The following is a 23,839-nucleotide window of genomic DNA, read 5'->3' on the forward strand; positions in this document are numbered from 1 at the left end:
GCGGGCGCGGCGGCGCCGGGGGCTCGCGTGTACGGAGCCCTCCGAAGCCTTCCGGGTGACACCCGTCTCACGTGGCCCTCCTTTTGGAACTCGCCGGAACCGATCCCGGCGGTGGCCGCGTCTTGTGATTCGTGCAGCGCCAAGGTCAGAGCGGCAGTGCCGCTTTCCGCTTCCGCGTGGCGGGGGTCATCCTCCTCCTCGCGCATCTGCTGCTCGTCGCGTGGCTGACGTTGCGCCCGCTGGACGTGGTGTGGGTGACCGCGGCGAACCTCGAACCGCTCGCCGGCATCAAAGCCGATCTCGCGCTCGGGGCGCCCCAGGCCATCCGACGGATCGGCGAGGGACTGCTGCTGCTGGCCCCTCTCGGGGTCCTCCTCCCCATGGCGGGGGGAAAACTGGCCGTCTCGCCGCTGGCCTCGCTGGCCCGCACGATGGCCGCGGGGGCGTTCATCTCGCTGGGGATCGAACTGCTCCAGACCGGTATCCCCGGGCAGGTCGTCGACGTGGACTCACTGCTGCTCAACACGGTGGGGGTCGGGCTCGCGCATCTGCTGGTCGTCCCGGCGGGCCGGGCGAAGCTGCGGCGTGCGGGCGGCCGCCGACGAGGGCCGGTGCGGGCGCGCGCGCCGCGGGACGCGGCCGTACTACCCAAGGGGGACCCGGCGCAGGAGGCTCCTCAGGGGACGCCCCCGACGATTACCAGGGTCGGCATCGCCCCGTAGAGCGACGCTTTGTCCGGTGCTCCCGAGCCACCATCGAGTCATCGGGAGCACACAGAGCGCTCCCCCCACGGACTCGCGAAGGAGCCCATCATGTCTGCGATTGCCCGCCCCCGTGAGGGTCGCATGATCGGTGGAGTGTGCGCGGCGCTGGCACGGCGCTTCGGCACCTCCGCGAACACCATGCGTGTGATCTTCCTGGCCTCGTGTCTGCTGCCGGGGCCGCAGTTCCTGCTCTACCTGGCGCTGTGGGTGTTCCTGCCGAGCCGGAAGACCGCGAGCGACACGGCCTGGTAGGACCGCCGGCAGGACGCAACGGCGGGGCCCCACCCGGATTGCCGGGCGGGGCCCCGCCGTTCTCTGTCCTGTCCAGGTGCTAGGGCGTGTTTTGAAAGTGGCGTCGTCCGCCCGCAGGGCGGGGCTCACGGCGTCTGGTGCGTGCGATCGCAAGGCGGAGGATCGCCCTCGTACCGGGCGTACTCGGGCGACCCGACAACGCGGCGAGCGTGCGTGCCAGGCGCCGTGAGCCAGACGGGACTTTCAAAACACGCCCTAGGGACCGTCGCCCTAGCCGAGGGGCAGCGTGCCGACCGGGAGGCCGCCCAGCAGGCCCGTGAGGGGGTTGGCGGCGGTGAGGGCGGAGAGGGCCGTGGGGGCGCTCTGCTGGACCGTACCGAGGCCGCTGCCGATCGCGCTGCGGGCGGCGGTCAGGCCATCGCCGGTGCCGTCGGGGAGACCGCCGGTGAGGGACTCCGTCGGCAGGTTCTTCGTGACGCTGTCCAGAGCGCCGGCGGTGTCCGGGGCGACGGGCGCGGCGGCGGATGCGCTACCGGCGGCGGTGGCGGCGAAGGCGGCACCGAGAGCGGCGACGCCGAGTGTCTTGGCAGCGGACTGCTTCATAGGAGATTTCGTCCCTTGGGGAATGGGGAATGTGAGCGGCTCCGCAAGTTAGCCATCGTCGCGCGCCGCCCGCAAACACCTCGAAGCGGAGCGGACTTCGTGTCCCGGCCCGCTTCGGTACGAGGGTGAACGACCCGCTCAGCCGAGAGACTCGCTGGTCGTGGCGGTTTGCGTGAACAGCCATTCGGATTTCAACTCGGCGTATCCGGGCTTGATCACGTCATTGATCATGGCCAGTCGTTCATCGAAAGGAATGAATGCTGATTTCATCGCATTGACCGTGAACCACTGCATGTCGTCGAGCGTGTAGTCGAACGCATCGACCAGCAGCTCGAATTCACGGCTCATGCTCGTACCGCTCATGAGCCGGTTGTCGGTGTTCACGGTCGCCCGGAAATGCAGTTTGCGCAGCAGGCCGATGGGGTGTTCGGCGATCGACGCGGCGGCGCCCGTCTGGAGGTTGGAACTCGGGCAGAGCTCCAGCGGGACGCGCTTGTCGCGTACGTAGGAGGCGAGCCGCCCGAGGGTCACCGAGCCGTCCTCGGCGACCTCGATGTCGTCGATGATGCGCACGCCGTGGCCGAGCCGGTCGGCGCCGCACCACTGGAGGGCCTGCCAGATCGACGGGAGGCCGAACGCCTCGCCCGCGTGGATGGTGAAGTGGTTGTTCTCGCGTTTCAGGAACTCAAACGCGTCGAGGTGGCGGGTGGGCGGGAAGCCCGCCTCCGCGCCGGCGATGTCGAAGCCGACGACGCCCGAGTCCCGGTAGCGGTTGGCCAGTTCGGCGATCTCCAGGGCGCGGGCCGCGTGCCGCATCGCGGTCAGCAGGGCGCCGACGCGGATACGGCGGCCGGCCTGGCGGGCGCGGCGCTCACCCTCCTTGAAGCCCTCGTTGACGGCCTCCACGACCTCTTCGAGGCTGAGGCCGCCCTCCAGGTGCTGCTCGGGGGCGTACCGCACCTCCGCGTACACGACACCGTCCGACGCCAGGTCCTCGGCGCACTCGGCGGCGACCCGGAAGAGGGCGTCGCGGGTCTGCATGACGGCACAGGTGTGCGCGAACGTCTCCAGATACCGTTCCAGCGAGCCGGAGTCGGCCGCCTCGCGGAACCAGAGGCCGAGCTTGTCGGGCTCCGTCTCGGGAAGGCCGTCGTAGCCCGTCTCACGGGCGAGTTCGACGATCGTGCCCGGGCGCAGGCCTCCGTCGAGATGGTCGTGGAGGAGCACCTTGGGGGCGCGGCGGATCTGGTCGGCCGTAGGCGATCGGTAGGTCTGGCTCGTCATCTGCGCAGCCTATCTCCTACGCGCGTAGAAGACCTGTTGCCGATACCTAACAGTGACCGTGCGTAGGGGCTCCGTACACCTCACCTTCTGAGACTGTTCTGCTATGGGACAGCAGGAGGTTCCCGGCCCCGGCGGGCGCGCGCCGGGGCGCGGCGCAGGAATGCGCGGGCGTCGTACGCGGTCGCAGGCACGGCTGGGGCGGGCGGTCTCCGCGCCGACCGCGCCACCGGAGGTAGGCGGAGTCGTTCTCGTACTGCCGCCGGGCGAACTCGTATCCGCACGTGGGCCATCGGCCGTCGCCTACGCGTCGATGCTGCCGCTGGCGCGGACGCTGGCCCGCGCGGGCGCGCGTGAGGGGCTGCTGGTGCACATGGTCCGCTACCGCTCGCGCGGCTGGAACGGCGCCGCCGCGCAGCTCTCGGCGGACGCCGGGTGGGCGGCGGAGGAGGTCGTACGGCGCTACGGCGACGTGCCGGTCTGTCTGGCCGGGCACGGCATGGGCGGACGGGCCGCGCTGCGGGCCGCCGGACACCCGGCCGTCGGCTCGGTGCTGGCGATGGCTCCCTGGCTGCCGGACGGGACGGCGGGCGACGAGCCGGAGCCGGTGACCCAGCTCGCGGGCAGGCAGGTGCTGATCGTGCACGGCACCAACGACGAGCGCAGCGACCCCGAGCTGTCGTACCGGCTGGCGGAGCGGGCCAGGAAGGCCAACCGGCACACCTGCCGCTTCGAGGTCCACTCGGACGGGCACGCGCTTCGCCAGCATCACGGTGAAGTCCTCGCGCTCGCGGCGGACTTCGTCCTGGGGGCCCTGTTCACACGGACGTACTCACGGCCCGTCGCCGACGCGCTGGCCGCGCCGCCGCCCCTGGGGCTGCGGATGCCGCTGGCGGCGGGGTTCGGACGGTCACTGCGTCCGTAGGAGGCCGAACTGGCCTCAGTCGGGGAGCAGATGACCCCGGCGGGAGAGCAGGAAGCGCTTGAAGGCCGCCACCGGCGGGGTGTCGGGATGGCCGTCGAGCCAGGCGACGCCGACCTCGCGCACCGCGCGGGGCGCGGTGACGGTCAGCTCCACGACGCCGGGGCGCGCCACCGCCGGGGGCGGCAGCAGCGCGACGCCGAGGCCGGCCGCGACCAGCCCCCGCAAGGTCTCGGCCTCCTCGCCCTCGAAGGCGACGCGCGGACGGAATCCGGCGGCCTCGCAGAGATCGTCGGTGATACGGCGCAGCCCGTAACCGGGTTCCAGCGTCACGAACGTCTCGTCGGACGCCTCGGCGAGACGGATGCGTCTGCGGTCTGCCAGACGGTGGTCGTCGGGGACGACGAGGCGCAGCCGCTGTTCGTCCAGGCGGCGGGCCACCAGGTCGGGGGCCTCGGGGATCGGGGAGGTGAGGCAGAGGTCCAGCTCGCCCGCGCGGAGGCGTTCGATCATCGCCTCGCCGTAGTTCTGGACGAGTTGGAAGCGGACGCGGGGATGATCGGCGCGGAAGGCGCGGATCAGTTCGGGGACGGTTTCGGAGCCCATGGTGTGCAGAAAGCCGAAGGCGACCTTGCCCGAAGCGGGGTCGGCGTCGGCGCGTACGGATTCGGCCGCCCGTTCCACCTCGGCGAGCGCGCCTTCCACGGAGGTGAGGAAGGCGCGGCCGGCGGGGGTGAGCGAGACCGTGCGGCCCCTGCGGGCGAACAGGGCGACTCCCAGGTCCTGTTCGAGCCGGACCATCGCGCGCGAGAGGGTCGACTGCGGGACGTTCATCTCGTGCGCGGCGCGGGTGACGTGCTCGTGGCGGGCGACGCCCGCGAACTGGGCGAGCCGGGGCGCCAGCAGCGCGGACCACGACTCGGGGTCGAGACCGGCGGCGGGTGCCGGGATCGACGGTGCCGTGTCTTGTGCGTAACTGCTTGATGACAGGCGGGGCTCGGACCTGCGTTGATGCGCCATGGGAACGATTATGGTCATTCCATGCATTGGACGCATGAGATCGGCGTCCGTACGTTCGTCGTATGCCCGACCTCAGTACAGAGGCGCCCGTCCGTACGGGTGCCCTCGCCTCCGCGCCCGCCGAACCTCCGAACGACGAATCCGGGACCCCCGGTCCTCTGACCCCCGGCCGCCCCGGCTACCGCCGGATGAGCTTCGCCCTCTTCGCCGCCGGGGTCGCGGCCTTCGCGCTGCTCTACTCCACGCAGGCGCTGCTGCCCGCCATCTCCACCGGTCTCGGTGTGAGCGCGGGGCAGGCCAGTTGGACGGTGTCGGCCGCCACGGGCGCCCTCGCGCTCTTCGTACTGCCGCTCAGCGCGCTGTCCGAGCGCTTCGGCCGGCGCACGCTGATGACGGTGTCGCTGACGGTCGCGGTGGCCGTCGGACTGCTCGTGCCGTTCGCGCCGAGTCTGGAGTGGCTGATCGCGCTGCGCGCGGTCCAGGGCGCGGCGCTGGCCGGGCTGCCCGCGTCGGCGATGGCGTATCTCGCGGAAGAGGTACGGCCCAAGGCGCTGGTCGGGGCGATCGGGCTGTTCGTCGCGGGCAACAGCATCGGCGGCATGAGCGGCCGGATCGTGGCCGGCTGGATCAGCCAGCTGTGGGGCTGGCGCGCCGCGCTCGCGACGGTCGGACTCATCGCCCTGGTGTGCGCGGTGGTCTTCCGCCTGCTGCTCCCCAGGGCCCGCAACTTCACGCCCGCGACGCTGAACCCGCGCGCGCTGGCGACGACCGTCGGCCGTCATCTCGGCGATCCGCTGCTGCGCAGGCTGTACGCGATCGGCGCGCTCTTCATGACCGTGTTCGGCGCGGTCTACACGGCGATCGGATTCCGGCTCGTGGAGGAGCCGTTCAACCTCCCGCAGGGCGTGATCGGTTCGATCTTCCTGGTCTATCTGGTCGGTACGGTCTCCTCGGCCGCGGCCGGGAGGCTGGTGGGCCGACTGGGCCGGCGCGGCGCGCTCTATCTGGCGGTCGGTACGACGGCGGCGGGTCTGCTGCTGTCGCTGGCCGACTCGCTCGGCGCCGTACTGCTCGGCCTGGTCCTGATCACGGCGGGCTTCTTCGCGGGCCACGCGGTCGCCTCGTCGGCCGTGAGCCGGACCGCGAAGACGGGCCGCGCCCAGGCGTCGGCGCTCTACCAGAGCGCGTACTACGTGGGCAGCAGCGCCGGCGGCACGCTGGGCGCCGTGGCGTTCCACGCGGGCGGCTGGGGGGCGACGGTGGCGCTCGGGCTGCTCGCCGTGCTCGGCGTGGTCTCGGTGACGCTGTACGGGACGCACGCGGCCCGTACGGAGCGGCGGGCCCTCGCGGTGGCGTCGGGCCGTTAGGCGCCGCCGCGGAACACCGGGGGCCGGGGGAACACCCGGTCGCGGAACGCCGGGCACCCTCGAACACGGGGCTGCGCACCCTGGGCGGGACCAGGCACTTTTCCCCGTAGCGCGGCGATTGTCAGTGGGCTGCGGTAGCTTCCGGGGGACTGGTTCCAAGGGGGCGACTGGGGTGACCCGATGAGTGATCTGGCAACAACGGAAGATCTTGACGCGCGGCTGGAGAAGCACCGGACGGAGCTGACCGGGTACTGCTACCGGATGCTGGGCTCCGCCTTCGAGGCCGAGGACGCCGTGCAGGACACGATGGTGCGTGCCTGGCGGAGCTTCGACAAGTTCGAGGGCCGCTCGTCGCTGCGCTCGTGGCTCTACCGCATCGCGACGAACGTGTGCCTGGACATGCTGAACGCGGGCAATCGACGGGCCCGGCCGATGGATCTTTCGGAGGCGACCCCGGTGTCCCAGGCGAAGCTGAACTCACGTCCGGAGGTCACGTGGCTGGAGCCGGTCCCGGACGGCCGGGTGCTGCCTTCCGTGGTCGACCCCGCCGAGACGGCGGTGGAGCGGGAGACGATCCGGCTCGCCTTCGTCGCCGCGCTCCAGCATCTGCCGCCGAAGCAGCGGGCCGTGCTGATCCTGCGCGAGGTGCTGGCGTGGAAGGCGAGCGAGGTCGCCGAGCTGCTGGAGACGACGGTCGCCTCCGTCAACAGCGCGCTCCAGCGGGCCCGCGCGACGATCGCCGAGTCGGAACCGTCGGCGACCGACGCGTCGGACCCGCTGGACGAGGAGCAGAAAGAGCTCCTGGAGCGGTATGTGGCCGCGTTCGAGGGCTATGACATGAAGGCGCTGACCGCGCTCCTCCATGAGGACGCGACCCTCTCCATGCCCCCGTACGACCTGTGGCTGCGCGGTCACGAGAACATCGTGGGCTGGATGCTCGGTGTCGGCGAGGTCTGCCGGGGCTCCCGCCTGGTGCCGACGGTCGCCAACGGCACACCCGCGTTCGCGCACTACCACCCGAGCCCGGACGGCGACGGGTACACGCCGTGGGCGCTCATGGTCATCGAGATCGAGGAGGGCAGGATCACGGGCATCAACTCGTTCCTGGACACGGAGCGTTGGTTCCCGCTGTTCGATCTCCCGGCGCGGCTGGAGAAAGACGGGCGACAGGCCGGGGCGTAGGGGGTGTCCGGCCGATCTCGCAGGCCTGATCGACAGGACACCCTCCAGGGGGATCGGGGCCCGTCTCCACCGAGCCGCCCCGGGGTTGGTCGGACCGGATGACATCCGTCAGTCCGACGAGCTCCAGCAGCAGGAGCAGCTCGGGCCCCGCGTCCCGCAGCCGGATCCGGCAGCCGTGTCCGCGGGCGACGAGTTGCAGTCGGGCCAGGGCGTTCACGGTGGCCACGGTCGGCCGGCCGAGCTCGCCGACGTCGCAGACCGCGTCGGTGGCGCCGCTGTCCCTCAGCCGTGCGGCCAGCTGGTCGCAGAGCTGCGGGACATCGGCGGCGGTGATCGGTCCGCGCAGGGCGAGGAGGATCGTCTTGGTGGCTTCCACACCCGTTGAGACCGGCGCGCGGGACGGAACTCATCGCGGCCCACAGGACACGGTCCGCCGGTGGCCGGTTCGTCCTCAATCGCGGGCAGGCTTGAAATGCCCGCCGGGCGGGCTCAGTTGAACCCGCCCGGCCCGTGAGAGCACCCCACGCGGCGTGTCAGCCGACGCGGTCCAGCACGATCGGGGCCGGGGTGAACTCGGTGCCGGCCGGGGCGATGTCGTACGACGCCGTCAGCGATTCGAGCGCGTAGTCGAACTTGTCCGGGGTGTCCGTGTGCAGCGTGAGCAGCGGCTGCCCCGCCGTCACGGTATCGCCCGGCTTGGCGTGCAGTTCCACGCCCGCGCCCGCCTGCACCACGTCCTCCTTGCGGGCGCGGCCCGCGCCCAGGCGCCAGGCGGCGACGCCGACGTCGTACGCGTCGAGCCGGGTCAGCACCCCCGAGGCCGGCGCGGTGACGACCTGCTGCTCGCGCGCCACCGGGAGCGCCGCGTCCGAGTCGCCGCCCTGGGCCGCGATCATCCGCCGCCAGACGTCCATCGCCGAGCCGTCGGCCAGCGCCTTCGCCGGGTCGGCGTCCGGCAGGCCCGCCGCGGTCAGCATCTCGCGGGCCAGGGCCAGCGTCAGTTCGACCACGTCGGCGGGGCCGCCGCCCGCGAGGACCTCGACCGATTCCCGTACCTCCAGGGCGTTGCCCGCGGTCAGACCGAGCGGGGTCGCCATGTCGGTGAGCAGCGCCACGGTGCGTACCCCGTGGTCGGTGCCGAGTCCGACCATCGTCGCCGCCAGTTCGCGCGCGTCCTCGACGGTCTTCATGAAGGCGCCGGAGCCAACCTTGACGTCCAGGACCAGCGAGCCGGTGCCCTCGGCGATCTTCTTGGACATGATCGAGGAGGCGATGAGCGGGATCGCCTCGACGGTGCCGGTGACGTCGCGCAGCGCGTACAGCTTCTTGTCGGCCGGGGCCAGGCCGTCACCGGCGGCGCAGATCACCGCGCCGGTGGACTCCAGCACGTCCAGCATCTCGGCGTTGGAGATCCGGGCGCGCCAGCCGGGGATGGACTCCAGCTTGTCGAGGGTGCCGCCGGTGTGGCCGAGGCCGCGCCCGCTGAGCTGCGGTACGGCCGCGCCGCACGCGGCCACCAGCGGCGCGAGCGGCAGCGTGATCTTGTCGCCGACGCCGCCCGTGGAGTGCTTGTCGGCGGTGGGGCGGGAGAGCGAGGAGAAGTCCATGCGCTCGCCGGAGGCGATCATGGCTGCGGTCCAGCGGGCGATCTCCGTGCGGTTCATGCCGTTGAGCAGGATCGCCATGGCCAGGGCCGACATCTGCTCGTCGGCGACGTCACCGCGCGTGTAGGCGTCGATGACCCAGTCGATCTGCTCGGGGCTCAGCTCGCCGCGGTCCCGCTTGGCGCGGATGACGGAGATGACGTCCATGGTTTTCCTTACAGCGGGTGCGGGTGGGTGTTACGAGAGGTGCTGCGGGCCGAAGGCCTGGGGCAGCATCTCGGAGAGCGGGAGAACCCCCGCCGGGGTGTCGAGCAGCAGCCCGGGGCCGCCGAACTCGTACAGCAGCTGACGGCACCGGCCGCACGGCACCAGGAGCGCGCCCGCGCCGTCCACGCAGCTGAAGTGCGTGAGCCGGCCGCCGCCCGTGGCGTGCAGCTCCGAGACGAGCCCGCACTCGGCGCACAGCCCGAGGCCGTACGAGGCGTTCTCGACGTTGCAGCCGGTGACGGTGCGGCCGTCGTCCGCCAGGGCGGCGGCGCCGACCGGGTAGCCCGAATACGGCGCGTACGCACGAGACATGGCGTCCCGGGCCGCCGAGCGCAGGGTCTCCCAGTCGACGCTGCCGCTGCCGTCACCGGTGTCCGTCATGTTCCCTGGCCTCTTCGATAGGTCATGCCGTTGGCCTTGGGCATCCGCAGTCGTTGCGCGGACAGGGCCAGGACCAGCAGCGTCGTCACATAGGGGGCCGCGTCGACGAACTGGCTCGGCACCTGGTCCGTCAGGGCGTACCAGATGAAGAGCAGCGCGGAGACGGCCGCCGAGATCACGGCGGAGACGTACTTGCGCTTGTAGAGCTGCCAGCCCACGACGAGCACCAGCAGGATCGCCAGCAGAAGCAGCATCGCGTGCACGTTCTCGGCGCCGCCGCGCAGCTTCAGGCTGTCGGTGAAGCCGAACAGACCGGCGCCCATCGCCATGCCGCCCGGCATCCAGTTGCCGAAGATCATCGCGGCGAGACCGATGTAGCCACGTCCGCCGGTCTGGTTCTCCTGGTAGATGCCGGTGGCGACGATCGCCAGGAAGGCGCCGCCGAGTCCCGCGAGTCCGCCGGAGACGGTGACGGCGATGTACTTGTACTTGTAGACGTTCACGCCGAGCGTCTCGGCGGCGATCGGGTTCTCGCCGCAGGAGCGCAGCCGCAGCCCGAAGGACGTACGCCACAGCACCCACCAGGTGCCCGGGATCAGCAGCAGGGCGACGATCGTCAGCAGGGACAGGCCCGTCACCAGACCGCCGAGCACGCCGGCGATGTCGGAGATCAGGAACCAGTGTTTCTGTTGGAGATCGGTCAGGAAGTCGGCGAGCCCTGGAACGGTGATCTCGGTGATCGAGTCGATGCGTGGGGACTGCTTGGAGGAGCCGCCCGGTTCGTTGGCGAAGGTGAAGTTGGAGAGGTAGCGGGTCACGCCGACGGCGAGGATGTTGATGGCCACACCGGAGACGATGTGGTTGACGCCGAAGGTGACGGTGACGATCGCGTGCAGCAGGCCGCCGAGCGCCCCGCCGAGTATGCCGAACAGGACACCGACCCAGGGACCCCACTGGAATCCGGCCCAGGCGCCGAACCATGTGCCGAGGACCATCATCCCTTCGAGCCCGATGTTGATGACGCCCGCCCGTTCGGCCCACAGGCCGCCGAGTCCGGCGAGACCGATGGGTACGGCGAGTTCGAGCGCCCCGGCCACCTGTCCTACGGAGGTGATGTCCTCGGCGCCGCTGATGAGCCGGACCAGGGAGATCAGGGCCAGTCCGCCGGCGATGATCAGCAGAACGACGGGCAGCGTGAGCTTGCGCCGGCCGCCGCCCTTCTTGGGAGCCGCACTCGCTGCGGTAACGGTGCTGGTACTCACAAGGCAGCCCCCTTGTCACTCGTGGATTCGGCGTCGGCGTCGGTCTTGATCGCGCCGCCGGCGGCGAGTTCCTCGCCGACCTTCTGCTGTTGGCGGCGGAGCCCGTAGCGGCGGACCAGCTCGTAACTGACCACGACCGAGATCACGATCAGGCCCTGCATGATCGTCGCGATCTCCTTCTCGTACCCGTACTGGTCGAGGGAGGCGGACGACTTGTCGAGGAAGGCGATCAGCAGCGCGCTGAACGCGATGCCGAGCGGATGGTTGCGGCCCAGCAGCGCGATCGTGATACCGGTGAAGCCGAGGCCGGTCGGGAAGTCGAGGCTATACGTGTGGCTGTCGCCCAGCAGGGTCGGCATACCGACGAGACCCGCGACCGCGCCGGAGATCAGCATCGAGGTGAGGATCATCTTCTTGGCGTCGACGCCGGACGCCTGCGCGGCGCTCTCGCTGGCGCCGGTGGCGCGCAGGTCGAAGCCGAAGCGGGTGCGGCCGAGGACGAACCAGTAGATGACACCGCAGAGCGCGGCGACGAAGGTGAAGCCGTAGATCTCACCGGCCTCGGCGCCCATGGACAGTCCCGGGAACCAGCCGGACTTCGGGATCTCGCCGGTCGTCAGGTTGTTGGAGCCGGCGGGCTGCTCACCGAAGTTCTTCGGCAGGATCAGCCAGGCCACGAGGCTGGTGGCGATCGAGTTGAGCATGATCGTGGAGACGACCTCGCTCACCCCGCGCGTGGTCTTGAGGATGCCCGCGATGCCGGACCAGAAGGCGCCGACGAGCATCGCCGTGAGGACGATGAGGGCGATCTGGAACGGTCCGGGCAGATTCACGCTGGCACCGACGAGCGCCGCCATCATCGCGGCGAGGCGGTACTGGCCGTCGACCCCGATGTTGAAAAGGTTCATCCGGAAACCGACGGCGACGGCGAGCGCGGCGAGATAGTACGTGCCGGCCTGGTTGACGATCAGGACCTGTACGTCGACGTAGCTCGCCGACTCGAACATGATCCGGTACGGCTCCCACGGATTGGTGCCCGAGGCGAGCAGCACCACCGTGGTGAGGACTATGGCGACGACCAGGGCGAGCACCGGGCCGGCCAGGCCCAGGATCAGCCGGTCCTTGTCGAACTTCTTCATCGGGCCTCGTCCTCCGGGGCTGCCTCAAGATGGCCGGTCGCGGCGCCGGTCATGGCGGTGCCCAGCTCCTCCGGGGTGATGGTGGCGGGATCGGCGTCGGCGACGAGCCGGCCGCGGTACATCACGCGCAGGGTGTCGGAGAGCCCGATCAGCTCGTCCAGGTCGGCGGAGATCAGCAGCACCGCGAGCCCGTCGCTGCGCGCGGCCTTGATCTGGTCCCAGATCTGGGCCTGCGCGCCGACATCGACGCCGCGCGTCGGGTGGGCGGCGATCAGCAGCTTCGGGAGGTGGCTCATCTCGCGGCCGACGATCAGCTTCTGCTGGTTGCCGCCGGAGAGGGACGAGGCCGTGACGTCGATGCCGGGTGTACGGACGTCGTACTCGACCACGATGCGCCGGGTGTCGGCGCGGGCGGCCTTGGGGTCGAGGAGTCCGCGCCGGCTGTTGGGGCGCTCGGTGACATGGCCGAGGATGCGGTTCTCCCACAGCGGCGACTCAAGCAGCAGTCCGTGCCGGTGCCGGTCCTCGGGGATGTAGCCGATGCCGCTCTCGCGGCGCTCACGGGTGGGCGCGTGCGAGATGTCGGCGGTGTCGAGGGTGATGACGCCGCCGTCCGGGTCGCGCAGACCCATCAGCGTCTCGATCAGCTCGGTCTGGCCGTTGCCCTCGACGCCCGCGATGCCCAGGACCTCGCCGCGGTGGATGGTGAAGCCGATCTCGGAAAGGACCTCGCGTACGACGCCGTCCGAGTCGGTGGCGGTCAGCCTCAGGTCCGCGACCTTGAGGACCGGCACGTCGGTGACGGTCGACTCGCGGGTCTCGGGCGAGGGGAGTTCACTGCCGACCATCAGCTCGGCGAGCTGCTTGGTGGTGGTGCTGGCGGGGTCGGCCGTGCCCACGGTCGTACCGCGTCGTATGACGGTGATGTCGTCGGCGACGGACAGCACCTCACCGAGCTTGTGCGAGATGAAGATGACGGTGAGGCCCTCTGCCTTGAGTTCACGCAGGTTGTCGAAGAGGGCGTCGACCTCCTGCGGGACGAGGACCGCGGTGGGCTCGTCGAGGATGAGTATGCGGGCGCCCCGGTAGAGGACCTTGAGGATCTCCACGCGCTGGCGGTCGGCGACGCCGAGGTCTTCGACGTAGGCATCGGGGCGGACGCCGAGGCCGTACGCCTCCGAGATCTCGCCTATCTTGTTCCGCGCCGCCTGCCCGATGCCGTACAGCTTCTCGGCCCCGAGAACGACGTTCTCCAGGACGGTCAGGTTGTCGGCCAGCATGAAGTGCTGGTGCACCATGCCGATGCCGCGCGCGATGGCGTCGGCCGGGCTGTTGAAGGTGACCTGGTCGCCGTCGACGGTGATGGTCCCCTCGTCCGGCTTCTGCATGCCGTAGAGGATCTTCATCAGGGTCGACTTGCCGGCACCGTTCTCGCCGACGAGGGCGTGCACGGTGCCCTTGTTGATGGTGATGCCGATGTCGTGGTTGGCGATGACACCGGGGAACCGCTTGGTGATGCCGCGCAGCTCTACGGCGGGCGGACTGCTGGACGCGTTGATGACGCACTCTCCTTGGCCGGAAAAGGACCGGAGGCGGGGCGGAGGGCAGGGCGGGGGTGAAGCTATCGCGCCGGAGGGGCGTCTACACGCGTAGCGCTGCCGAATCGTGAGCGTAGAACTTGGGGAGAAGGGGGCCGGTTCCGGTGACCGGAACCGGGAGCGGCGGCTCGCGCCGCCGCTCCGGGCCCGTGGTGTTACGGGGTGGTCTTGACGGTGATCTTGCCGTCGATGATTTCCTGCTTGGCCTTGTCCACGGCGGCGGTCACTTCGGTCATCTTGACGTAGGCCGGGTTGGTGTCGGTGAGGCCGACACCCTCCTTGTCCAGGCCGTACCGGATCTCACCGCCCTGCGGCTTGCCGTCGGCGACCGACTTGATCAGGTTGTAGACCGCGTCGGAGACGTCCTTGGTGGCCGACGTCAGGATGCTGTCCTTGTACTGGGCGAGACCGGCCTGCGCGTACTGGTCGGAGTCGACACCGATGCTCCACTTACCGGCGCCCGCGGTCGAGACCGCCTCGATCGAGCCGGAGCCCGCCAGACCGGCCGCCGCGTAGATCACGTCGGCCTTCTTGTCGAGTTGGCCCTGGGCGGCGGCCTTGCCGAGGTCGGGCTTGGAGAAGCCCTCGAAGTTCGGCGGCTGGGTCAGGTACTGCGAGAGCACCTTCACCGACGGGTCGGTGTCCTTGACGCCCTGGGCGTAGCCCGCCTCGAACTTCTTGATCAGCGGGGTCTCGACGCCACCGATGAAACCGACGGTCTTGGACTTGGTGGTCTTGGCCGCGGCGACACCGGCGAGGTAGGAGCCCTGCTCCTCGTTGAAGACCATGTTGGCGATGTTGTCGCCGGTCACCGAGGAGTCGTCGATTATGCCGAAGGTCGTCTTCGGGAACTTCGGGGCGACCTTCTTGATGGCCGGCGCGTAGGCGAAGCCGACGCCGATCACCGGGTTGTTGCCGGAGCGGGCCAGCTCGGTCAGACGCTGGATCTTGTCCGCGTCGGCCTCGCCGTCGGACGGCTCGGCGTCGTTGCCCTTTATCTTGAGGTCCTTCTCGGCCTTCGCCAGACCCGCGTACGCGGCGTCGTTGAAGGACTGGTCACCGCGGCCGCCGATGTCGTAGGCGATGGCGACGCTCTTCTCCTTCGAGTCGGACGCGGCGTCCGACGAGGAGGTGTTGCCACACGCGGTGGCGGTGAGCGCGAGCGCCGCGGACGCGACGCCCACGGTTGCGATCCTGGTGATCCGGCGCAAGGGAGGCTCCTTCAAAGCGACCTAAGCGCCTCTTCCGGCGCTGGTTTCGCCGCGATCGTAACGCGCGTAGATGTCAGATAAAGCCCCGTACGGAAGCTGTTATCGGATCGTCGCGAACAGGAGGTGTGACGTCCGATTACGGGAAGGGGCACCCCCGGTTACGAACGGTCGCCGTCGATGAGCGCGGCCGCGGTGAAAAGCTCCACACCGACCTGAATCGCCCTTTCGTCCACGTCGAAATCACCCCTGTGCAGATCGTGCCGGGCGGTGTCGCCCGGTGTCCGCACGCCGAGCCTCGCCATCGCGCCGGGGACCTGCTCCAGATACCAGGAGAAGTCCTCGCCGCCGAGGCTCTGCTCGGTGTCCTCGATCGACTGCGGGCCGCGTCGCGCGGTCTGGGCGTCCCGCAGCAGCTCCGCGATCACCAGGTCGTTGACGACCGGCGGCACGCCGCGCACATAGTTGATCTGCGACTTGGCGTGGTAGAGCGCGGAGATCTCGTCGATCGCCGCGTGCACCAGGTCCGGCGCCTCGCGCCAGGACTTCAGGTCCAGGCAGCGGACGGTGCCGGACAGTTCGGCGTGCTGCGGGATGACGTTGCAGGCGTGGCCGGCGGCGATACGGCCCCAGGTGAGCGCGAGGCCGGAGCGGGCGTCGACGCGGCGGGCCAGCAGCGCGGGCACCTCGGTGGCGACCTTCGCGGCGGCGGTGACCAGGTCGGTGGTCAGATGCGGGCGGGCGGTGTGACCGCCGGGGCCGTCGAGGGCGACCTCCAGCCGGTCGCAGGCGGAGGTGATCGGGCCGGTGCGCAGGCCGATGGTGCCGACGTCCACGCGCGGGTCGCAGTGCACCGCGATGATCCTGCCGACACCCTCCAGGACGCCGGACTCGATGGCGTCGAGGGCGCCGCCGGGCAGCACCTCCTCGGCGGGCTGGAAGATCAGCCGCACCGGCTGGGGCAGCAGGCCCTCGCGGTCGAGTTCGGCCAGGACCAGACCGGCGCCGAGGACGGCGGTGGTGTGGACGTCGTGGCCGCAGGCGTGCGCGCGGTCGGGCACGGTGGAGCGGTAGGCCACACCGGCCTTGGTGTCCGGGATGGGCAGCGCGTCGATGTCCGCGCGGAGGGCGAGCATGGGGCGTACGCCCGTGGCGCCTTCGCGGACGCCGATGTCACAGAAGAGTCCGGTGCCCGCGGTCAGTACCCGCGGCGAGAGGCCGGCCCGCTCCAGGCGGTGCTTCAGCGCGGCGGTGGTACGGAACTCCTGGTTGCCGAGCTCCGGGTGCATGTGCATGTCGCGGCGGAAGGCGATCAGCTCGGTACGCAGGTTTTCGGACAGCGTGCCGGGCAGCGCCGTCGCGCTGGGCTCACCGGACAGGTCGGCCTGGGACTCACGGGACATCAACTGGTTCACCTGTTGAAGGGTAGGCCCCCGGAGGGGGCAACTGCCCGACGATCAACAAAACTTCAGCCCGAAAGGCGTAAGAAAACCGGGCGGCGAACGAATAGCCGCATGTCCGGATGGGTAAGCTCTGCCCTCCGTCGCGGAGCGGCAACGGAAAGTTACCTCCGGCGATTACCGGATGGTGAGATTCCTGGTACGTGGTCCGGGCCGTGGCTGTGGTTCCGGCTGCGGCTGCCCGCCACCTCACGCGGAGGCGGGCAGCCTCGGCAGCCTGTGTACGTCCCTGGCCGTGCCCGTGACTCCGGACAGGAAGCCGTGCGCGCGCGGGGAGGCGTTGTCCTTCAGCCACTCCGGTGCGATGTCCCACACGGCCACCCGTACGCCCGTACCGGCGAGCGCGAGCGGCAGCGTGTGCACGACCGTCGAAGGGAAGCTCAGCACGGTCGACCCGATCGGGCCGCGCCGTGCGATCAGCTCCAGCGGCAGATCGGGCCGGACGATCTCCAGACCGGTCTCCGTGGCGAGGCGGTGCAGTTTCTCCACGCTCTCCCTGCGGTGCGCGAAGTACCGCGTCGCGCCGTGGGTGCGCGCGAGCGAGCCGACCGCCGTCACATAACTCTCCAGGTCGACCACGCCCGTCTCGACGAGCGAGGTGCCGACCATGTCGGCGCCCTTCGCGATCCGCGGCGGCCCGAAGGTCGCCTTGGTCCACTCGAAGGTGTTGGCCGTCACCGTGATGTTCGGCGGTGCCTCCACGGGCATCGAGGTGAAGACCTCGACGCTGCGGGTGCGCGACGGCGTGAGCCGGCGCCGCGCCACGGCGGAGACCGGCGCGAGCGCCAGCTCGCGCGGCCCGCGCCTGCCGCCCCGCCGGTGCCAGCGCACCAGCGGTTCGCCGTGCACGAGCTGCGCGATGAACTCCATCGTCGCCGTCCCGTCGTCCACGACGGTCAGCTCCTTGCTGCTGACGAGGGTCAGCAGCAGCTGTACGTAGCGGGAGAACGGATCCCCGATGACGATCCGCTCCGCCTTGCGAAGCAGCGGAGCCAGCTCCCGTATCGTCCGCAGCGGCGCGCTCGCGCCGCCGCGGGCCTCCTGCCAGCGCACCGTGAAACCCGCGTCGCGGGCCAGCTCGGCCATCCGCCTGAGCTGGCCGCGCGACATGGGGTCGGTGGGCGACAGGACGACCACGGTGAGTTCCTCACCGGCCGCGCTCGCCCGCGCCCACTCCAGCACGTTCAGGAGTTGGACCGGGCTCTCCACGAATGCGATGGTGCGAGGGGACGGGGTGCGCACCCCGGAGGGACGGCTCATGGCTGTCAGACCGCCACGGGCTGCGCGCCGTCCGCGGAGTCGGCGATGACACCGGCGACGCGGCGGAGCTTCTTCATCGGGCCGAGCTCCGACTCGTAGACCTTCTTGACACCGTCACCGAGGGAGGCCTCGATGGTGCGGATGTCGCGGACGAGGCGGGTGAGGCCCTGCGGCTCGACGGACGCGGCCTGGTCGGAGCCCCACATGGCGCGGTCGAGGGTGATGTGGCGCTCGACGAACGCGGCACCGAGGGCGACGGCGGCGAGGGTCGTCTGGAGACCGGTCTCGTGGCCGCTGTAGCCGATCGGCACGTTCGGGAACTCGGCCTGGAGGGTGTTGATGACCCGCAGGTTGAGCTCCTCGGCCTTGGCCGGGTACGTCGAAGTGGCGTGGCAGAGGAGGATGTTCTCGCTGCCCAGGACCTCGACCGCGTGGCGGATCTGCTTCGGCGTCGACATGCCCGTGGAGAGGATGACCGTGCGGCCGGTGGCGCGCAGGGCGCGCAGCAGCTCGTCGTCGGTGAGCGACGCGGAGGCGACCTTGTGGGCCGGCACGTCGAACTTCTCCAGGAAGGCGACGGCCTCGGTGTCCCACGGGGAGGCGAACCAGTCGATGCCGCGCTTCTTGCAGTGCGCGTCGATCGTCGCGTACTCGTCCTCGCCGAACTCGACGCGGTGACGGTAGTCGATGTACGTCATCCGGCCCCAGGGGGTGTCCCGCTCGATGTCCCACTGGTCGCGCGGGGTGCAGATCTCCGGGGTGCGCTTCTGGAACTTGACCGCGTCGCAGCCGGCCTCCGCGGCGACGTCGATCAGCGCGAGCGCGTTGTCGATGTCACCGTTGTGGTTGATGCCGATCTCACCGGTCACGTAGACGGGGCGGCCGGGACCCGCGGTACGGGTGCCGAGGGTACGCAGGCGGGAGTTGGTGCTCATCAGAGGGTTCCTTAACTGGTCGAGATGTCGGCGGTGGTGCCATGGGGGGCGGTGGGGGTGTTGACGTCCAGACCGGGTCCGAGGAGCCAGGTGGCGATCTCGCGGATCGCGCCGGCGCCGCCGGGGGTCGTGGTGACGGCACGCGCCGCCGCGCGTACGGCGTCGTGTGCGCTCGCGACGGCCACCGGCCAGCCGGCGAGCGCGAAGCACGGGAGGTCGTTGACGTCGTTGCCGACGTACAGCACCCGCTCGGGTGTGACTCCGTGCTCGTCGCACCACTGCTTCAGTGCGAGGTCCTTGCGGTCGATGCCGTGGAGCACCGGCACGCGCAGCTTGCGGGCGCGTGCGGCGACGACCGGGTTCTGCTCGGTGGAGAGGATGAGCAGTTCCAGGCCGGCGCGACGGAGGGCGGCGATACCGAGGCCGTCACCGCGGTGTACGGCGACGGTCTCGCGGCCCTCCGAGTCGACGAGCACCCGGTCGTCCGTCTGGGTGCCGTCGAAGTCCAGGACGACCGCGTCGATGTCGGCGCGGCCGGGGAGCGCGGGGGTGTCGAGGAGCGGCGCGAGGGCGCGGGCGCGCTCCAGGTCGTGCGGGTCGTCGATCTCCAGCACCCGCTCGGGGTCGGTGGTCACCAGCTCCGTACGCCCGAAGAAGCGGTGGCCCGCCTCGCGGAAGCCCTCGGCGCGCATCGCGTAGGCGGCGCCCGTCTCCAGGAACTCCTGGGGGCGGTCCTGCCTGCGGGGACGGTTCGACTTGTCGTGGTTGACGCCGAAGCCGTCGCTCTCCGAGCGCCAGATGAAGCCGTGGGTCGGGGCGACGGTCAGCGCGCTGTCCGCGCCCTTCTCCGTCACGGCGGACACGACGCCGTCGAGGTCGCCCGGGGTGATGAAGGGGCTGGTGCACTGGACGAGCAGGACCACCTCGGTCCGGTGGGCGGCAGGGCGCATCGCGCCGTAGGCGTCCATGGCGTGCAGGACGGCGGCCTCGCTGGTCGCGGTGTCGCCCGCGATGGCGGCCGGCCGCAGCACGACCTCGGCCCCGGCCGCGCGGGCGGCGTCGGCGATGGCCGCGTCGTCCGTGGAGACGACGACGTCGGTCACCAGCCGGGCGGCGCGGCAGGCGCGCACGGCCCTTACGACGAGCGGCACACCGCCGACCTGGGCGAGGTTCTTGGCGGGGACGCCCTTGGATCCACCGCGGGCGGGGATCACGGCGAGGACGGTCATGGACGGTTCTCCTTGGTTCACTGCGTCCTGCTGGTTCTCCGCGCCGGGCCCGCCCGTCGGGCGCTCCCCCGACACGGCGTTGGGGGTCTCGGCGGTCCAGCCGGTCCAGCCGTAACCGGCGAGCACGTCGGCCGGCAGGGGGCGGCGGCGTACCCGGGGGCCGGGCGCCGCGCCCGGGACCGGCCGGCCCGCGGTCACAGCTCGCCCATCCGGCGGATCACCGGGGCCACGCGCTGGACTCCGTGGCGGTAGGCGCCGCGGGCGGCGGCGCGCACGGTGTCGCGGACCACGCGGCGTACGCCGGTCGCGCCGGCCGCCGCCGTGCGGTTCGAGGCGGTGAGCGGGTGGCCGTCGGGCGCCAGGTGGTAGCGGGCGAGGAGGCCGGGCAGATAGCCGGGCGCGGTGGTCGCCGTGTAGTACGGGGTGATCGGCGGCAGATCCCTGTCGGCCAGCAGCTTCGCGACGCGCGCGCGGGCCAGGTCGAAGGCCGAGGCGTACGAGCCGTCGGCGGCGACGCCCTGCCGGTCGGCCCAGACGGGGTCGGCCTTCGGCCGCTGCCCGCCGTCGAGCTGGTCCCAGGAGGCGAGGCAGCCGGAGCCGATGAAGTGGTGGTTGCCGAGCGGTTCGCGGATCCCGAGGTCGGTGAGGATCGCGGTGGGGATCCGGCGGTGCAGGGACTCCAGCGCCGCCGTCGAGGAGACGGTGACCAGCAGGTCGGTGCCGTCCAGGACCTCGCCCATGTTCCCGTACACCAGGCGGAAGTTGGGCGGCAGTCCGCCGGGCAGCTTCTCGGCGAGGCGCTGGTAGGGGTACTCCTCGACGTGCGTGGTCTGCTCCCCCACACGGCTGCGCAGCTTGAGCAGGACCTCGCGGCGCGGGTGCAGTCGCGCGTGCTCGACCAGCCGCCGCAGCAGGTACATACGGTCGGCGCGGGTCAGCGGGACGGACGGCTGGGCCGCGAAGACGACCGTGTCCCGGCCCTCCTCGGGGGTGTACCTGGCGCCGCCGAGAAAGGGCAGCGCGGCCTCGGTCACCGAGTCGGATCCGGCGCCCACGCCCTCGTACACGGCGCGGAAACGCCCCGCGTCGTGGCGGGAGTTGGCGAGGACGATGTCCGCGCCGTGGCGCAGCAGGAGTCCGTCGGACAGCTTCTCGTAGACGACGCCCACATAGCCGGTGACGAGCGCCGGCCGGTCGGGCAGACCGAGGGCGGATATCCCGTGGAGCATCGCCTGTACGGCACCACCGACGAGGGCGAGGACGACGACGTCGTACGACTCCGCGCGCAGCAGCTCCAGGAACTCCGTCCCGGTCATCTCGCGCAGCGCGTCGGCCTCCGCCCCCACCTCCTCCAGCTGGCGGGCGGTGGGCGTCGCTCGTCCGCGCAGCAGGAACCCACTGAGCTCGATGTCGCGGCCTTCGGGGGTGATGCGGCGCGCGGTCAGCGCGCCCCACTTCCACCGTGTGTCGGAGTCGGCGAGCACGGCGACCCGGACCGCGTTGCTGGTAGGTGATGGCACGTGTTGGACGTTAGGAAGGCATTCCGTTTGGCGGCCCAACGGAACAGCAATAAAGGGTTAACAGAGGGTCGACAGCGAGCGAAATGGCCCAGGAACGGCGTGGGTTAACCATCCCGCCATCCTTCGTTCACCTCGCATACCCATGGATGTCGGAACGAATGACGGGCCGCCGCCTAGCGTCACCGGGGTGGTCAAGCTCTCTGTCGTCGTGCCGTTCTACAACGTGCAGACATACGTCCCAGAAACCCTCCGAAGCCTCTCGGCGAACAAGCGGGAAGACTTCGAGTTCCTACTCGTCGACGACTGCTCGACCGACGGGACCGCTGAACTTCTGCGGCGGGCGGAGCGAGATCTCCCCGGCGCGGTCCTGTTGAGACACGAGAAGAACGGCGGGCTGGCCACCGCGCGCAACACCGGTCTCGAAGCGGCGCGCGGCGAGTACCTCACCTACCTCGACGGCGACGACTGGGTGGCGCCGGGCTACTTCGGGCAACTGCTCGCCGCCATCGAGGAGTTGGGCTGCGACTTCGTCCGCACCGACCACGTCCAGTTCACGGGCCGGGTCCGTACGGTGCACCGGGTGCCGGTCGGCCCCCGCGGCGAGGTCCTGAAGCCGCGCGAGACGATCCTGCCCGCCGACAGGACGACGTCCGTGGACTACGCGTACGCCTGGGCCGGCGTGTACCACCGCCGCCTCGCCGACCGGGGGCTGCTGCACTTCACCGACGGGCTGCGGACCGCCGAGGACCGTCCGTGGATCTGGCGGCTGCACCGGGAGGCCGAGTCCTTCGCCGCCGTGGGGCTGCTGGGGCTCTTCTACCGGCGCGGCGTCGCCTCGTCACTCACCCAGATCGGCGACGTACGGCAACTGGACTTCATCCGCGCGTTCGACCAGGTCATCGAGGAGACCGCGGCCGACCCGGAGGGCGAGCGGTTCCTGCTGAAGGCCGTGCGTACCTATCTGGCCATCATTTCCCACCACTTGGCGGCGAAGGACCGGTTCGAACCGGCGGTGGCACGGAAGTTGCGCACGATGAGCGCCGCCGCCATGAGACGGCTGCCGCAGGACGTACTGAAGGAAGCGCTGAACTCGATGGACCTGGACCGCTCGACCCAGTTGCGCAGGCTGCGCAGGCGCCAGGGCGCGACCGGGAAGGCGGCGGCCTGATGACCGGCTCCCTCTCCCGCACCGGCTCCCGTACGACGCGGGTCTTCTACGCCTCCACGCTGTACGGCGCCGCCACGCTGAGCGCCGCGGTCGACGCCGGGCTCTTCCCGGCCGTCGACCGGACCGTCCTGGTCGTGAGCAACAACGCCGGTACGCCCGAACTGACCCCGGCCGTCGATGAGATGCCCGGTTTCCAGCGGCTTCGCCACCGGTTCGACGACATCCTGTCCTGGAACGAGACGATCGCGCCGTTCCATCCCGGTGGCTGGGTCCCCCGCGAGGACGACCTGCCGATCTGGGAGCGCCATCTGCGGCTCGCCTGGGGCCTGGGCGACGACACGGTGGAGCTGGTCCTCGAATCGATCCAGGTCAGCCCCGCGCTGACGCTCGCGGAGATCTTCACGGCCGCCCGGATCGAGGTGTACGCGGACGGGCTGATGAGCTACGGCCCCACCCGCAACCGGCTCGACCTCCAGGTCGGCGCGCGTATCCGAAGGCTGCTGCATCTCGACCTCGTACCGGGTCTCGTACCGCTGCTGCTCACCGAGTTCGGCGTTCCTGCCGAGACGGTGCCGACGCCGGACTTCCTGCGGGTGCTGGACCAACTGGCGGACGCGGCAAGGGATTTCGAGACTCCGGACGTGGCGCCCGCGCTGCTGCTGGGGCAGTACCTCTCCACGCTGGGCATCATCACCGAGCGCGAGGAGGAGGAGCTGCACATCCGGATGGTGCGGGGCGTGGTCGAACTCGGCCACAGGAACGTGGTGTTCAAGCCGCACCCCACCGCGCCGGCGATCTGGTCCCGGCGGCTGGAGGAGGAGGCGTCGAGGCTCGGCGCCGAACTGACCGTGCTGGACAGCCCGGTGCTCGCCGAGGTGCTGTACCAGCGGCTGAAGCCGGCCCTGGTCGTGGGCTGTTTCTCCACGGCCCTGTTCACGGCGTCGGCGTTCTACGGCGTACCGGTGGCCCGCACGGGCACGGACATGCTGCTCGACCGGCTCTCCCCGTTCCAGAACAGCAACCGGGTGCCGGTCACGCTGGTGGACGCGCTGGTCCCGCCGCTGGACGACGACGGTACGTACCGTCCGGAGGAGCACCCGGCGGAGCTGGTCGCGGCCGTCGGCTTCGTCATGCAGCCGCAGATGCATCCCGAACTGCGGTCGGGCGCCGAGAAGTTCCTGGCCGCGCGGCTGGACCCGCACACGCTGCGGTACTTCAAGCGGCGCCGGCTGACGACACTCGGCCTGCCGGGCGCGGTCGGCCCGCAGCTCGTCCGTATCCCGCAGAACGCGGCGGCGCAGCGTGTGGTGCGCCGGGCGAGACGGCTGCGCAGGGCGGTTCTGAGGCTGCGCGCCTAGCTTGTTCTTTAACCTCCGGCCGTCCCGTACCGACGCAGGTTGATCTCGGTTCAGACTTG

22 protein-coding genes are annotated in these 23,839 nt (G+C 70.7%); 7 read left to right on the plus strand and 15 right to left on the minus strand.

The genetic code is table 11. The features are described 5' to 3' along the window. The first annotated feature begins 131 nt into the window (after positions 1-131). The gene (locus tag IEY79_RS35915; protein ID WP_189111862.1) at positions 132-722 is read left to right on the plus strand and encodes a VanZ family protein; all 591 of its coding nucleotides are present in this window, start codon (positions 132-134) and stop codon (positions 720-722) included. Between the two features lie 90 nt (positions 723-812). Then, the gene (locus tag IEY79_RS35920; RefSeq protein ID WP_189111863.1) at positions 813-1,016 is read left to right on the plus strand and encodes a PspC domain-containing protein; all 204 of its coding nucleotides are present in this window, start codon (positions 813-815) and stop codon (positions 1,014-1,016) included. 270 nt (positions 1,017-1,286) lie between these two features. On the opposite strand, the gene IEY79_RS35925 is transcribed toward IEY79_RS35920, so the two are convergent. Together IEY79_RS35925 and IEY79_RS35930 are read right to left on the minus strand one after the other, a co-directional pair. After that, on the minus strand, positions 1,287-1,619 hold the full coding sequence (locus IEY79_RS35925; RefSeq protein WP_189111864.1) for an ATP-binding protein: 333 nt from the start codon (positions 1,617-1,619) through the stop codon (positions 1,287-1,289). A gap of 138 nt (positions 1,620-1,757) precedes the next feature. Further along, positions 1,758-2,903 carry an adenosine deaminase gene (locus IEY79_RS35930; protein WP_189111865.1) on the minus strand — a complete coding sequence of 382 codons (1,146 nt, stop codon included), beginning with the start codon at positions 2,901-2,903 and terminating at the stop codon, positions 1,758-1,760. A gap of 160 nt (positions 2,904-3,063) precedes the next feature. On the opposite strand from IEY79_RS35930, the gene IEY79_RS35935 reads away from it, so the two are divergent. Beyond that, positions 3,064-3,825, plus strand: coding sequence for an alpha/beta hydrolase (locus tag IEY79_RS35935; protein WP_229701418.1), 762 nt, complete (start codon positions 3,064-3,066; stop codon positions 3,823-3,825). Between the two features lie 15 nt (positions 3,826-3,840). Here IEY79_RS35935 and IEY79_RS35940 read toward each other — a convergent pair whose 3' ends face one another. Beyond that, entirely contained in the window at positions 3,841-4,842 is a 1,002-nt protein-coding gene (locus tag IEY79_RS35940) for a LysR family transcriptional regulator (RefSeq protein WP_189111866.1), read from the minus strand. Positions 4,843-4,904: 62 nt separating this feature from the next. Here IEY79_RS35940 and IEY79_RS35945 point away from each other — a divergent pair, with 62 nt between their 5' ends. Next, on the plus strand, positions 4,905-6,209 hold the full coding sequence (locus tag IEY79_RS35945; RefSeq protein ID WP_189111867.1) for an MFS transporter: 1,305 nt from the start codon (positions 4,905-4,907) through the stop codon (positions 6,207-6,209). Positions 6,210-6,389: 180 nt separating this feature from the next. Beyond that, entirely contained in the window at positions 6,390-7,391 is a 1,002-nt protein-coding gene (locus IEY79_RS35950; RefSeq protein WP_189111868.1) for a sigma-70 family RNA polymerase sigma factor, read from the plus strand. Here IEY79_RS35950 and IEY79_RS35955 read toward each other — a convergent pair. From IEY79_RS35955 to IEY79_RS36010, 12 genes are all read right to left on the minus strand, one after another. After that, a complete protein-coding gene (locus IEY79_RS35955) occupies positions 7,303-7,767 on the minus strand; it encodes an STAS domain-containing protein (RefSeq protein WP_189111869.1) in 465 nt (154 codons plus the stop codon). The two genes, IEY79_RS35950 and IEY79_RS35955, sit on opposite strands and share 89 nt — an antisense overlap. A gap of 157 nt (positions 7,768-7,924) precedes the next feature. Continuing rightward, a complete protein-coding gene (locus tag IEY79_RS35960; RefSeq protein WP_189111870.1) occupies positions 7,925-9,202 on the minus strand; it encodes a thymidine phosphorylase in 1,278 nt (425 codons plus the stop codon). A gap of 30 nt (positions 9,203-9,232) precedes the next feature. Continuing rightward, positions 9,233-9,643: a cytidine deaminase gene (locus IEY79_RS35965; RefSeq protein ID WP_189111871.1), complete on the minus strand. Its 411-nt coding sequence runs from the start codon at positions 9,641-9,643 to the stop codon at positions 9,233-9,235. Further along, the gene (locus IEY79_RS35970; RefSeq protein ID WP_189111872.1) at positions 9,640-10,905 is read right to left on the minus strand and encodes an ABC transporter permease; all 1,266 of its coding nucleotides are present in this window, start codon (positions 10,903-10,905) and stop codon (positions 9,640-9,642) included. The genes IEY79_RS35965 and IEY79_RS35970 overlap by 4 nt, the downstream gene beginning before the upstream one ends. Continuing rightward, complete coding sequence (locus tag IEY79_RS35975) at positions 10,902-12,044, minus strand: ABC transporter permease (RefSeq protein ID WP_189111873.1); 1,143 nt, start codon at positions 12,042-12,044, stop codon at positions 10,902-10,904. The genes IEY79_RS35970 and IEY79_RS35975 overlap by 4 nt, the downstream gene beginning before the upstream one ends. Beyond that, a complete protein-coding gene (locus IEY79_RS35980; RefSeq protein ID WP_189111882.1) occupies positions 12,041-13,570 on the minus strand; it encodes an ABC transporter ATP-binding protein in 1,530 nt (509 codons plus the stop codon). Before IEY79_RS35980 ends, IEY79_RS35975 begins: the two co-directional genes overlap by 4 nt. A gap of 227 nt (positions 13,571-13,797) precedes the next feature. Next, the gene (locus tag IEY79_RS35985) at positions 13,798-14,853 is read right to left on the minus strand and encodes a BMP family lipoprotein (protein ID WP_189111874.1); all 1,056 of its coding nucleotides are present in this window, start codon (positions 14,851-14,853) and stop codon (positions 13,798-13,800) included. A gap of 158 nt (positions 14,854-15,011) precedes the next feature. Further along, positions 15,012-16,253: an amidohydrolase gene (locus IEY79_RS35990; protein WP_189111883.1), complete on the minus strand. Its 1,242-nt coding sequence runs from the start codon at positions 16,251-16,253 to the stop codon at positions 15,012-15,014. 246 nt (positions 16,254-16,499) lie between these two features. Then, complete coding sequence (locus IEY79_RS35995) at positions 16,500-17,570, minus strand: hypothetical protein (RefSeq protein ID WP_189111875.1); 1,071 nt, start codon at positions 17,568-17,570, stop codon at positions 16,500-16,502. A gap of 5 nt (positions 17,571-17,575) precedes the next feature. After that, positions 17,576-18,505 carry an N-acetylneuraminate synthase family protein gene (locus tag IEY79_RS36000; RefSeq protein ID WP_189111876.1) on the minus strand — a complete coding sequence of 310 codons (930 nt, stop codon included), beginning with the start codon at positions 18,503-18,505 and terminating at the stop codon, positions 17,576-17,578. Positions 18,506-18,516: 11 nt separating this feature from the next. After that, positions 18,517-19,734: an acylneuraminate cytidylyltransferase gene (locus tag IEY79_RS36005; RefSeq protein WP_189111884.1), complete on the minus strand. Its 1,218-nt coding sequence runs from the start codon at positions 19,732-19,734 to the stop codon at positions 18,517-18,519. Positions 19,735-19,928: 194 nt separating this feature from the next. Beyond that, positions 19,929-21,254, minus strand: coding sequence for a DUF6716 putative glycosyltransferase (locus IEY79_RS36010; RefSeq protein WP_189111877.1), 1,326 nt, complete (start codon positions 21,252-21,254; stop codon positions 19,929-19,931). A 187-nt stretch (positions 21,255-21,441) separates the two neighbouring features. Between IEY79_RS36010 and IEY79_RS36015 the strand changes: the two genes are divergently transcribed. Then, positions 21,442-22,422, plus strand: coding sequence for a glycosyltransferase family 2 protein (locus IEY79_RS36015; protein WP_189111878.1), 981 nt, complete (start codon positions 21,442-21,444; stop codon positions 22,420-22,422). After that, positions 22,422-23,780 (plus strand): polysialyltransferase family glycosyltransferase, encoded by a 1,359-nt coding sequence (locus IEY79_RS36020; protein ID WP_189111879.1) that lies wholly within the window; start codon positions 22,422-22,424, stop codon positions 23,778-23,780. Before IEY79_RS36015 ends, IEY79_RS36020 begins: the two co-directional genes overlap by 1 nt. The last annotated feature ends 59 nt before the right edge of the window (positions 23,781-23,839 follow it).

Origin of the sequence: Streptomyces camponoticapitis (genome assembly GCF_014646115.1) — a bacterium.
Lineage (GTDB): Bacteria > Actinomycetota > Actinomycetes > Streptomycetales > Streptomycetaceae > Streptomyces > Streptomyces camponoticapitis.